Origin of the sequence: Luteibacter sp., from assembly GCF_036499525.1 — a bacterium.
Lineage (GTDB): Bacteria > Pseudomonadota > Gammaproteobacteria > Xanthomonadales > Rhodanobacteraceae > Luteibacter.
Genome location: NZ_DASYDO010000037.1, coordinates 1 through 12,528 on the forward strand (window position 1 = coordinate 1; position 12,528 = coordinate 12,528).

7 protein-coding genes are annotated in these 12,528 nt (G+C 63.2%); 4 read left to right on the plus strand and 3 right to left on the minus strand.

Going from position 1 to position 12,528, the window contains the following annotated elements; translation table 11 throughout:
* The coding region (locus VGM71_RS07500; protein ID WP_331543563.1) for a DUF6531 domain-containing protein at nucleotides 1–1,899 on the minus strand (1,899 nt) is incomplete at its 3' end.
* 294 nt (nucleotides 1,900–2,193) lie between these two features.
* Here VGM71_RS07500 and VGM71_RS07505 point away from each other — a divergent pair.
* Complete coding sequence (locus VGM71_RS07505; RefSeq protein ID WP_331543568.1) at nucleotides 2,194–2,487, plus strand: DUF4142 domain-containing protein; 294 nt, start codon at nucleotides 2,194–2,196, stop codon at nucleotides 2,485–2,487.
* A 3-nt stretch (nucleotides 2,488–2,490) separates the two neighbouring features.
* Here VGM71_RS07505 and VGM71_RS07510 read toward each other — a convergent pair whose 3' ends face one another.
* Nucleotides 2,491–3,285 (minus strand): thymidylate synthase, encoded by a 795-nt coding sequence (locus tag VGM71_RS07510; RefSeq protein WP_331543570.1) that lies wholly within the window; start codon nucleotides 3,283–3,285, stop codon nucleotides 2,491–2,493.
* A gap of 13 nt (nucleotides 3,286–3,298) precedes the next feature.
* On the minus strand, nucleotides 3,299–4,126 hold the full coding sequence (gene lgt / locus VGM71_RS07515) for a prolipoprotein diacylglyceryl transferase (RefSeq protein ID WP_331543572.1): 828 nt from the start codon (nucleotides 4,124–4,126) through the stop codon (nucleotides 3,299–3,301).
* 156 nt (nucleotides 4,127–4,282) lie between these two features.
* Between lgt and VGM71_RS07520 the strand changes: the two genes are divergently transcribed.
* From VGM71_RS07520 to VGM71_RS07530, 3 genes are all read left to right on the plus strand, one after another.
* Nucleotides 4,283–6,259, plus strand: coding sequence for an alpha/beta hydrolase family protein (locus VGM71_RS07520; protein ID WP_331543574.1), 1,977 nt, complete (start codon nucleotides 4,283–4,285; stop codon nucleotides 6,257–6,259).
* A gap of 113 nt (nucleotides 6,260–6,372) precedes the next feature.
* A complete protein-coding gene (locus VGM71_RS07525; protein WP_331543576.1) occupies nucleotides 6,373–9,294 on the plus strand; it encodes a TonB-dependent receptor plug domain-containing protein in 2,922 nt (973 codons plus the stop codon).
* Nucleotides 9,295–9,514: 220 nt separating this feature from the next.
* Complete coding sequence (locus VGM71_RS07530; protein WP_331543578.1) at nucleotides 9,515–12,502, plus strand: TonB-dependent receptor; 2,988 nt, start codon at nucleotides 9,515–9,517, stop codon at nucleotides 12,500–12,502.
* Nucleotides 12,503–12,528: the final 26 nt, after the last annotated feature.

The following is a 12,528-nucleotide window of genomic DNA, read 5'->3' on the forward strand; positions in this document are numbered from 1 at the left end:
GCGCGCGGTATAGGTGAAAGCCGTGGTGGCGACGACACCGTCGGGGCGAGTTTCCTTCACGTCCTCCACCCAGCCGCGGGGCGTGTAGGTGGTGGTAAACAACGTACCCTGGGCGTCCTTGCGGGAACGCACCCGCCCCGCTGCGTCGTAGCTGAGGATTTCCTCGATGTGGCCAAGCGCGTTCTCGCGCTTCCACAGGTCACCCTGGCGGTAGTCGCACGGACCCGTCGTGCAATTGGCCGCATCGGCAGCGCGGTAGGTGTACGTCGCCAGGGTCGCGATCGTGTCGCGGTCGCTGCGCGGGCCTTCTTCATGGATCAGGCGGCCCGCCGCATCGTAGGTCAGGCGCCAGATGCGCGAAAGGGTGAGCGGCGCGCCGGGTTGCGTGGGATCGATCGCGCCCCACGCTTCGCGGCCGGTGAGGTTGCCTGCCGCGTCGTAGCTGAAGCGCTCTTCGCGGCCGGGCGCCGTAATGCGTACTGGCCGGCGCAACACTGGATGCCATTCGGTGGCGACGCGGCGGGCCTGTGCGGTGCCAGCGGCTTCGGTGCGCTCCAGTTCGTTGCCGTCACTGTCGTGGCGATAGTCGATGGCACGGCCATCGAAGTCGACGCGGCGCGAGACGAGCCCGTTGTCATCGTAGTCGATGCTTGCACTGGCTGCGGCACAGCCGGCACCGCCGGGCTGATCGACGCTGGTGAGGCGCCTGACTCCGCGCACATCGGCATAATGGTAACGATGCACCGCGCCAGCTGGCCCGGTGACCGCCGTGCGGCCGTCGGCCTCACGCGCGAGTTGTACCTTCCCTATGCCATTCGCGTGCTCACTTGAAATCGCACGCCCCTCATTGTCGTAGCGGAAGGTGGCGAAGCGCTGCTTCGTTTCGTCATAGATACCGGTGAGGACATGAGGATGATCACCACCGGCGAACGAGACTTCGTTGTAGCGGTAGTCATGGAAGGTGTCGTCGGCGTAGGTGGCACGGACGAGATCGGCCTTGCGCCCGGTGTCCGTGCCCTCGGCATAGGCATAGGTCACGGCCACGCCGCCGCTGTCGCTTGCGGTCGCAATGCGGCCGGCGCTGTCGAAGGCGAAGCTGAGCTTGCGGCCCTGAAGATCTATGGCTTCGACCAGGCCATCCGTGTAGCGAAGACGAACTTCGCGGGACGTACCAGCATCGATGGACACAAGGAGACCATCGGCGTCGTAAGCTTCGGTCTCACCAACGGCACTCTGGTAGATCCATCCCTGACCGTCGCGGGAAAGCTGGCCGCGTGGATCGGCTTCACTGCGGTAGTGGCCATCGGACTCCACGAAATCGAGGCGTTCGCCGGTATGGCGCTGGAGGCGGACCTTCGCACCATCCTTCGTTGTCACGACCGCCAGCGAGCGATCGTAGGTGCCGCGCCAGCGGCTACCCAGACGCACCGTTGCGGGCACCGTCTGCTTACCATCGCCAATCACACCGCTGTTGTAGTAGCGCGACCAGGTCAACGGCGAGCCGTCTGTCGCGGCGATATCGATGACTTCCTGGTATTTGTTATTCAGGCCGACGTTGATCGGGTTGCCGGCATTCGGGCGGGTTTCGCAGTCGCCTGACCCTAGATCGGACTGGTGTTCGCTTTCAGTTTCAGGGCTGGCGCCTAGACAGAACGCCGGTCCGAAGATCGGAGGAGCGATCAGGCGATTTCTGTAGGGACCACGTGTTACGCCGTGTTCCGTGATGTACAGCGACGGAGAGGTAGGGCAGGTGAAATAGTGGTATCCCCAAGCCAGCTTTGTATTTTCGGCACCACTGGAATCGGTTGCGCGATAGTGAGCCATGAAGAGCGAGTTGAAATAGGACGTTCGCTCAAGCCGACAGCCGGTATACGAATACGCTTCACATTCGTAGCTCATCACCGTCAGCGCCGCTTCGTTCAAGTCCGTAAAATATTGGACGGGATATCCCCGAAAAGCGACTTCATATTCAAAGTACGGTTCGATATTGACAGCATGGGCGTGACCTGCGCAAAGCGACAGCACAATTCCCCAGAGCATCTTGCTCGTATTCTTCCGCATGACCCCACTCCTCCTGTAATTTTGGGACGTGAGTCTATGTAGGAATTTTCCGACTGTCTGTCGTCCTAGCGCAGAAAGTCGAATTTCTCAGAAAAGTTCTATGCAACGACTTTGGAACAGCAAAGTCATCCGATGAGACCTCGCCGATCTGCCCGCGAACCGAGGCGCTGGATACCGGCCGGCTCGCCGACGCCTGCCGACGAGAAGACCGCGGCGGCGATGGGCAAGAAGTCTGGCGACGACTTCGACAAGGCGTACGCGAAGAAGATGGTCGCCGATCACCATAAGGACATTGCGCTCTTCACCAAGGAATCGACCAGCGGCAAGGATCCGGACCTGAAGGCTTTCGCCAAGAAGACCCTTCCGACGCTCAAGGAGCATCTGGAGATGGCGAAAAAGCTGCCCGGTGGGTCCGGCGGCATGTAACCGTCAGACGGCGACAGGCGCCTTGATCGCAGGATGCGGATCGTAATCGAGAATGGCGACGTCTTCGAAACGGAAGGCGGAGATGTCGCACACAGCGGGGTTCAATGCCAGCTTCGGTAGTGCGCGCGGTTCGCGTTCCAATTGCTTCCTGGCCTGCTCAACGTGATTCGAATAAAGGTGCGCATCGCCCAGCGTGTGCACGAAGTCGCCCGGCTCCAGGCCGGTGACCTGCGCCATCATGTGGGTCAGCAGCGCATAGCTCGCGATGTTGAACGGGATACCCAGGAAGATGTCGCCGGAGCGCTGGTAGAGCTGGCACGAAAGCTTCCCGTTCGCCACGTAGAACTGGAACATCGTGTGGCAGGGCATCAGCGCCATCTTCGGCAGTTCGCCCACGTTCCAGGCCGAGACGATCAGGCGGCGTGAGTCCGGATTACGCTTGATTTCGTCGACCACCCAGGCGATCTGGTCGACCACCCTGCCGTCGGCCGTGGGCCACGCGCGCCACTGGCGGCCGTAGATCGGACCGAGGTCACCGTTCGCGTCGGCCCATTCGTCCCAGATGCTGACGCCGTGTTCCTTCAGGTAAGCGATATTCGTATCGCCCTGCAGGAACCAGATCAGCTCGTGCACGATCGACTTCAGGTGCAGCTTCTTCGTCGTGACGAGAGGAAAGCCCTTCGACAGGTCGTAGCGCATCTGCCAGCCGAACACGCTGCGCGTGCCGGTGCCGGTGCGATCCGATTTCTCGGCGCCGTGGTCGAGGACGTGACGAAGGAGTTCGAGGTAAGGCTGCATGGGACGGACGATATCAGGTGGCTGTCGCCGCCTCGGGCGCGACCGGCGCGTACGGTGCCCGGCGCGACATGGCCAGCAGCAGGATGCCGACGGCGATCAGCGGCAGGGACAAGATCTGGCCCATCGTGACCCAGCCGAAGGCAAGGTAGCCGAGTTGGGCGTCCGGCACGCGCACGAACTCGATGGTGAAGCGGAACACGCCATAGAGCAGCCCGAACAGGCCGGAAACGGCGTAGCGCGGGCGCGGCTTCATCGAGAAAAGCCACAACACCACGAACATCACCACGCCTTCCAGCGCGAATTCGTACAGCGGGTTCGGATGCCGTGGCAGCGCGTCGGGCGCATGCGGGAAGATCATGCCGATGGAGAGATCGGTAGGCTTGCCCCACAGCTCTCCGTTTATGAAGTTGCCCAGGCGCCCGAGACCCAGGCCGAGCGGCACGAGCGGCGCGACGAAATCGACGGTGTCGAAGAACTTCACGCCGTTGCGCCGGGACCACCAGAGCCCGGCCACCAGTACCCCGACCAGCCCGCCATGGAACGACATGCCGCCGTCCCATACCCTGAAGATCGCCAGGGGGTCGGTCCAGATCCAGTCGATGGCGGTGTAGAACAGCATGTAGCCCACGCGGCCACCGAGGACCACGCCCATCATCGCGTAGAACATGAGATCGCCGAAGCGGTCGGCGCTGACTGGCAGGCGGCCCTGGCGTCGGCGATACTCGCCCAGCGCCCATCCGCCGAGGAAACCGCCCAGGTACATCAGGCCGTACCAGTGCACCTGGATGGGGCCGAGGGAAAACGCGACAGGGTCGATATCGACGACGAACGGAGTAGCCATGGAATGCCCGGATCGAAAGCAGATGCCAAGTGTACCGCCCCGCCCGCCGCGCGGCCCGCCTTGTGGTGGAAGCCGGGATCGGCTATATCGGCGATTGGGGACCGTCCCGGGGGGGACGGTGCGAAAAACGGATTCATCGATCCAAGGGGAGAATCCATGACTTACCGCTTCGTGCGGCCCATGCTGGCCGTGCTGTGCCTTGTTTCGACTGCGGCCGTGGCGGCCGACCTCATCCCGGTGGCCGATTTCGCCCGCCGCATGCCCCTGACCGATCCCAGCCTGTCACCCGACGGCCACTACGTCTCGATGGCCTACCACGACCCGGATGGCAAGACCCACGGCCTGGCGATCTACCGGGTGGAGGACATGAGCAAGCCGGTCACCCTCATCAAGATGCCGCCGTACGAGATGCCGGCCGACATGGTCTGGGCCAGTTCCACCCGTCTGGTGGTCGCCCGCGGCAAGGTCGACGGTTCCATCGGCCGCGCCACGTACACGGGCGAACTGATGGCCATCGACGTCGACGGGAAGAATCCCGATTATCTCTACGGCTTCGAGAGTTACGGCAAGCGCGCCGCCACCCGGGCTCTGGATCGCGGCTGGGGCACCATCGAGGGCACGCCCGTGCAGAGCAACGGGCACTTCTACATGCGCGCGACGGATTGGGACAACCAGGACAAGAGCACGCTGTACGACGTGGACGCCAAGACCAGCGCGCGCAAGCAGATGGCCGACATCGGGCTCGCCGGCATGAGCTTCATGATCGATCCGGCGGGTAATACGCGCTTCGCGTTCGGCACCGACGACAGTTTCAAATGGGTGGTGTTCCGTCGCGACGGCAACGGCTGGACCAAGCTTCCTGGCAACGAGGAAAAACAGACCTTCACGCCGATCGCCAGGGTCCCGGGCAGCGACCGCATCTACGCAAAGTTCAGCCCGAACGGCCGGGGCGGCCAGTTCGTGGAGCAGGACGAAGACGGCGGCAACCTCACCGTAATTCGCAAGGACGATTTCAGCGAGGTCGCCTCCTCCGGCCTGTGGACGCCTGCGCCCCTCCGTCCCTTCGGGACCGTGTCAGCCACAGGCATACCCAAGGCCACCTACATCGATGCGCAGGCATCCATAGCCAAACTGCACATGGCGCTCTCGCAGAAATTCCCCGGCAACTTCGTCAGCTTCGTGGACTTCAGCGAAGACGGTGGCGAACTGATGTTCAAGGTGGCCGGCGATCGCGAGCCGGGCCGCTACATGCTGATCGACACCAAGACCTACAAGGTCACCAAGCTGTTCGACGCGGTGCCCTGGATCGACCCGGCCAGGATGGCCGAGCGGCGTCCGCTGCGCTTCAAGGCCAGCGACGGCATCGAACTCGAGGCCATCCTCACCTTCCCGAAGGGCAAGCCCGAGGCCGGCCTGCCGATGGTGCTGCTGCCCCATGGCGGCCCCCACGGCGTCTCCGACGACTGGTTCTTCGACGAGGATTCGCAGTTCCTCGCCAATCGCGGTTACCTGGTGCTGCAGGTGAACTACCGTGGATCCGGTGGTCGCGGCGCAGCGTTCGAGCAGGCCGGCTACCTCAAATGGGGCACACGCATCCAGGAAGACCTGATCGACGGTGTGAAGTGGGCGATCGCGGAGCACTACGCCGATCCGAAGCGGGTGTGCGTCTTCGGCGCGAGTTTCGGTGGTTATTCCGCGATGATGACAACCATCCGCGCGCCGGGCGTGTTCAAGTGCGCCGTGGGTTACGACGGCATCTACGACCTGGACATGATGTACAACAAGGGCGACATCAAGGATCGCAAGAGCGGCCGCAGCTACCTGACCACGGTAATCGGCAAGGACGCCGCGGACCTTGCCGCCAACTCGCCCGATCATCTGGCCGACAAGATCGACGTTCCGGTGCTCCTGGTCCACGGCGAGGATGACCAACGCGCGCCGTTCGCCCAGTTCAAGGCGATGCGTGCCGCCCTGGACGCGGCACACAAGCCGTACGAGACGCTGACCAAGCCGGATGAGCGGCACGGCTTCGTGAAGCCGGCGAACGTCGAGGAGTTCTATAATCGGCTGCAGGCATTCCTGGACAAGCACATCGGCGATGGGCAGGCCTCCACGGCGACCGCAGCCCCATAGGTATTGTGGGAGCTCTCCGAATCCCGGCGGTTGCGCACCTTCGGTACAGGCGTTATGGTCGCGTGATCGTCGGGCCCGGGTGGGGTATGGCGGGGCTTGGGAGGCTTCAGGGTATGCACGTCAGTTCGGGGCATAGACGCCACGTCGCGCGGCGACGCGTGGCGCTGGCGACCGCGCTCATGGCCGCCCTCTCCGGCGCCGCCGTCCACGCACAGCAGACGGCGCCTTCCGCAGAGATGCTTGCTCCGGTCACCGTCACCGTCACCGGCTCGCGCATCCGTGGCACGGATGTGGAAACGGCACAGCCGGTGTTCACCATGGACCGCCAGGCCATACGCGCCACCGGGCTCACCGATCTGGGCGACATCGTCGCCCGGATGCCTTCGGCCTCCACGCCGGAAGTGACGCCACAGGACACGCTCTCCTCCAGCAACGACGCGGGTGGCCGCTACGCCAACCTGCGCAACCTCGGCGCAGTCCGCACGCTGGTGCTCGTCAACGGCCGGCGCTGGACCACCAGCCTGGGCGGACTCACCGACCTCTCGACCATTCCCGCGTCGATCGTCGAGCGGATCGAGGTACTGAAGGACGGCGCATCGTCGATCTACGGATCGGACGCCATCGGCGGCGTGGTCAATATCGTTACCACCGATCGCTTCGAGGGCGCCTCCGCCGATGTTTTCTACGGCGAGAACAGTCGTGGCGACGGTACGCAGAAGAACGGCACGTTTACCTGGGGCCGGAGCACCGAGAGGGCATCGCTCATCCTCGGAGCCGGTTACGAGGATGGCGACGAACTGCGCGACAGCGAACGCGCGCTGACCCGCTCCGTCTACGGGCCGCGCCATCCCGACAATGGCTTCGGCATGGGCCCGTATGGCGGCGTGGTCGATCCACGAGCATCCGGTACGCCGGGCGCGGGTATTTACGCGCCTGACGGCAGCTGGACTCCGGGTCGCTACGTGGTGAACCATCCCGGCGGGGTCGTGGGCGATACCTCGGACCTCGCCAGCTACCATCCGTACGACGTCAACAGCAACGCCGATAAATATTCGACACCGCGCGACATGACGTTCCGCTCGGGCACCAAGCTGCGCAACCTGTTCGGCACGGGGCGCTACAACCTCACCGACAACGTGGCCTTGCGCGGCATGGCCAGCTACGGTGTGCGCGACACGCGCAGCCAAAGCGCCGGCTATCCATTGCAAAGCGGCTCGGGCCGCGCCGATGGCCTGTTCATCGATCCGGACAACGCGTACAACCCTTTCCCCGGCTATGACACGCCGTTCTTCCGGCGCACGACCGAGGTCCCACGCGTCACCTGGGCCAAGAGCAAGGCGATGCATGTGGACACGGGCGCCGAAGGAACATTCCCCTGGGTAGGTCATACCTGGAACTGGGACGTCACCTACGCCTATTCGGAAACGCGCGCCAGCCGGACCACGAGCGGCAATATCGACCTCGTCAATGCGCGCAAGGCCCTGGGGCCGACCACGGTCGTCGACGGCGAGACGGTGTGTGCAAACCCCGCCGACCGCGCCGCGGGTTGCCTGCCATGGAATATCCTCGCCGGCCCCGGCGGAACGCCGGACGCCGTATGGAACTACGTGGGGTCCACAACGACCGCGCGCCAGACCACCCGCACGAACGACTTCATCGCGAACCTGACCGGTGGCCTGCTGGACCTGCCCGCCGGCACCCTGCGCGTCGCCGGTGGCTTCGAGCACCGGCGCGAACACGGCCGCTACGTACCCGATCCCGCAGACTCAGCGGGCCTCACCACGCAACTCGCAAGCGACCCGACCGATGGTGGCTACATCGCCAACGAGGCCTATCTCGAGTTCGACGTGCCCCTGCTGGCGGAAATGCCACTGGCAAGGGAACTGGCGGTGAACGCCTCCTCCCGCTATTCGCACTACACGGCCTTCGGCGGTCGCACCAACAACAAGTACAGCCTCCGCTGGAAGCCACTCGACGATCTGCTGCTGCGCGCTACCTATGCCGAAGGCTTCCGTGCGCCGACGGTGGCTGACCTGTATGCCGGATCCGCTGAAAGCTTCGAGAGTTTCCTCGACCCCTGTGACAGCGCCTTCGGCGCGGCAGCTAGCAACGGGGCCGTGCGCGCACGTTGTGCCTTGGCCGGTGTGCCCGCGAATTACCGGCAGGTCGACCAGTCGGGTGCACAGATCGGCTCGGCCACTGGCGGACAGAACCCCATCGCCTTCCGTACCGGTGCCAATCCGGCGCTGAAGCCGGAGTCGTCCATCACGCGTACCGCGGGTCTCGTCTACAGCCCGTATTTCATCGACGGCCTCGACCTCACGCTCGACTACTACAAGGTCGACATCAGCGACATCATCACGCCGATCCTCGCCGGTGACATCCTCAATTTCTGCTACGTACGCAACGATCCCACATGGTGTGGACGGTTCATCCGTGGTGCCGATGGCCATATCGCCGCGTTGGATGAAAGCCTCGCCAACCTGGGTTCGCTGCGTACCGAAGGGTACGACCTGGGCCTGCATTACCGCTTCCCCGAAACGCGCTACGGTGAGTTCACCGTGCTTTCGGACAGTACTTATCTGAAGGATTACACGCAGGTCAGTACGCCGGGCGCGGCGCCACGGCACCTGGCCGGATACATGAACGGCGTGCAAGGCCTTTACCGTGTTCGCTCCCATCTTTCGCTCGACTGGTCGTGGCGCCGCTTTGGCGCAACGTGGACCACGCGCTATTTCTCCGGATTGAAAGACTCCTGCTGGTCCACGGACATCGAATGCAACCGTCCCGATCAGCTGAATGCGCTCACCGGCGTCGCCGGGGTGAGTCGCAAGGGAGGCGTCGCGTTCAACGATCTGCAGCTGCGTTGGCAGGCGCCATGGAACGGAAGCTTCCGTCTTGGCGTGAACAACGTCTTCAGTCGCAGGGGCCCGCTGTACTACAACGTCTCCAGCGCCGGCGGCGGCAGTCCTCCGTATAACCCGGCTTTCGATATCGATCGTTACTATTACGTCGGTTACCAGCAACGGTTTTGAGAAATTTCGCAAAGCCATTGATTCGCATGAATTTATTGCGAAGTCGTAAGCATCGCGTTATGGTCGGATCACGTCGCGTTCACGTGTAGGGTCTTTGCGACGCGGGCGTCCCCACGCCCTGGCCCCGTACCTCCATAACGAGCGCCGCATGGCGCTACCAAGAAAGCTGTTCAGCCCTGTTGTGAAACAGGGCCAGGGAGACTTTGACCTCATGACAAGCATGTTGAAGCGCACTGCGCTTGCCTCGGCCTTGGCCGCCACCCTCTTCGCCGCAGGCGCCCATGCGCAAAGTACCGTCGGCGACATTTATGGCAGCGCCGACACGGCGCAGACGATCCAGATCCAGAACCTCGACACAGGCGCCACGCGGACGATGACAGTCGGCGAAGACGGCCGCTACCGCGCGGCGTCGCTGCCGATCGGCAACTACCGCGTGAATGTGCAACAAGACGGCCAGACCGTTTCCAGCCGCGAGATCAACGTCGTCGCCGGCCAGTCGGCGCAGGTGAACTTCGCGGCGCCGGGCGGCGACCATGGCGGTGCGTACGCGCTCGACACGGTGACCGTGTCGGCGAATGCCCTGGCAACCATCGACGTCACCTCCGTCCAATCGCGTACCAGCTTCACCGCCGACCAGCTCAACAAGCTGCCCGTGCCGCGCAACGTGGTCGACGTGGCGGCGCTCACGCCCGGCACTGTCAAGGGCGATTCCGCGTTCGACAACCTGCCGTCCTTCGGTGGTGCCTCGGTCGCGGAGAACAGCTACTACGTCAATGGCTTCAACGTCACCAACCTTTACAACAACCTGTCGTTCTCGGAGGTGCCGTTCCAGGCCATCCAGCAGCTCGACGTGCAGACCGGCGGGTACGGCGCGCAGTACGGCTTCTCCACGGGCGGCGTGACTTCGGTCATCACCAGGCGTGGCACCAATGAATGGAAGGGCGGCGGCAGCTGGGTGTACACCCCGGCATGGGGCCGGGAGCAGGCGCCGACCACCCATACGAAGGACGGCACGCTCTATCGTACGTACCAGAAAGACAGCGACAACCAGAACGTCTATTCGGCGTGGCTCGGTGGCGCGCTGGTCAAGGACAAGCTGTTCTTCTACGGCATCTTCCAGTCGGACCGTCAGACACAAACGACCTACCCTATCGCCACGTCATCGGCGGCTGCGAAGCGCAATACCAAAAGCAACCCGTTCTACCTGATCAAGATGGACTGGAACATCGACGACTCGAACATCCTCGAGTGGACGTCGATGAACAACACCAAGCATACGACGAACCGATACTTCGGCTCCTCGATCGATGAGGAAGGCAAGCCATCCGCCGACGATTACCTCGGCCGCCGCAACGTCAAGACCGGTGGCTCCACGAACATCTTCAAGTACACCGGCTACCTGACCGACGACATAACCTTGTCCGCGCAATGGGGCAAGTTGAAGAGCAAGAATTCATCGGAATACACCAGTGCGGACGGCTCGGTCACTCGTTACGATGGAAATATCGACAGCCCGAACTCCGGTTGCCCGTACGTCATCGATCGTCGTTCCAGCACGTTGGCCGGTACCACCAGTCCGCTCCGCTCCTGCTACCTCGACAGCAACATCGACCGCTTCGACGGCGAAGACCAGCGCACGGCCTATCGCGTCGACCTCGACTGGAAGCTTGGCGACCACAGCCTGTCGGGCGGCTACTCGCGCGAGAAGTGGACTTCGGAAGCCGGCAAGAGCTATGCAGGTGGTGTGCTGTACTACTACCGCACGAACTCTCATGCCGAGGACTATGTAACGCAGTACAACTATCGCACCGGCGGCTCGGTCGCGGTCGACCAGAAATCCTGGTACCTGCAAGACAACTGGCAGGTCACCGACAACGTCCTCGCCTATATCGGCGTGCGCAACGACTCCTTCAGCAACAAGAACGGTGCCGGCGAGAATTTCGTTCGCCAGGGCAACATCTGGCAGCCGCGCCTGGGTTTCTCATGGGACGTGTTCGGCGACTCGGCCACGAAGATCTACGGCACCGCTGGACGCTACTCGCTGCCGATCGCGGCTAACGTGGCCCTGCGTGCCGCCACTGCGTCGTACTACACGCTGCAAAACTATTCGTATTCGTCGATCGATCCCAGCACGGGCGTACCCGATCTCGGTGATCCGCTCGGCGAACGCATCATCGTCAACGGGGAGAACGGCATTACGCCCAATCCGCGCTCGGTCGCGTCCAAGGGCCTCAAGCCCTATTCGCAGGACGAATACATCCTCGGCTTCCAGCATCGTATCCAGAGCGATAACGAGTTCCTCAATGACTGGGTGGTCGGTGCGAAAGCCACCTATCGCCGGCTCAACAACGCCATCGACGACACCTGCGACTGGCGTCCGTTCTACGAGTACGGCAAGTCGATCGGCCTGGACATGGACGCCAACGGCGACCGCTTCACGGCGCCGCCGACCACGCCGGGCTGCTTCATCTACAACCCGGGCAGCAAAGTCACCGTCGACGTCGATCTCGACGGCAGTGGCAAGTTGCACAACGTCACCATCCCAGGCAGCACGTTCGGCGCGAAGGCCAAGCGCACGTACCAGGCGGTGACGCTCTCGGCCGAGAAGGCCACCGACAGCCTGTACGTCAATGCGTCGTATACATGGTCGAAGAATCGCGGCAACACGGAAGGCCTCGTCAACTCGGACAACGGCCAGGACGATACAGGCACCACCAGCGCGTTCGACTACCCCGAGTTGACGGTCGGCGCGAATGGCTACCTGCCGAACGACCGCCGGCATAGTTTCAAGGTATACGGCGGCTATACGATCACGCCGGAATGGTCCGTGGGTGTGAATGGCCTGCTCGAATCCGGCCGCCCGACCAGTTGCTTCGGCGGCGGCGATGGCACCATCGCCGGCATTCCGAGCTACAACTCGGAGTTCTTCTACTGCGAAGGGAAGATCAGCGGCCGCGGCCGCGCAAAGCGCTTGCCGTGGACCTGGACGCTCAGCCCCAACGTCGTCTATACCCCAGCGCATGCCAAGGGCCTGACGATGCAGTTGGACCTGATCAATGCGTTCAACAACGCGAAGCCGACGTCCATCACCGAGATCGCGGAGAACGGCGACGACCAGGCGTACTACACGAGCACCTACCGTGTGCCGAAGTACTTCCAGACGCCGCGCTATGTGCGCCTGATGGTGCAGTACGACTTCACCCTGTAAGCACCACAAGAAGGAAAAAGGGGGTC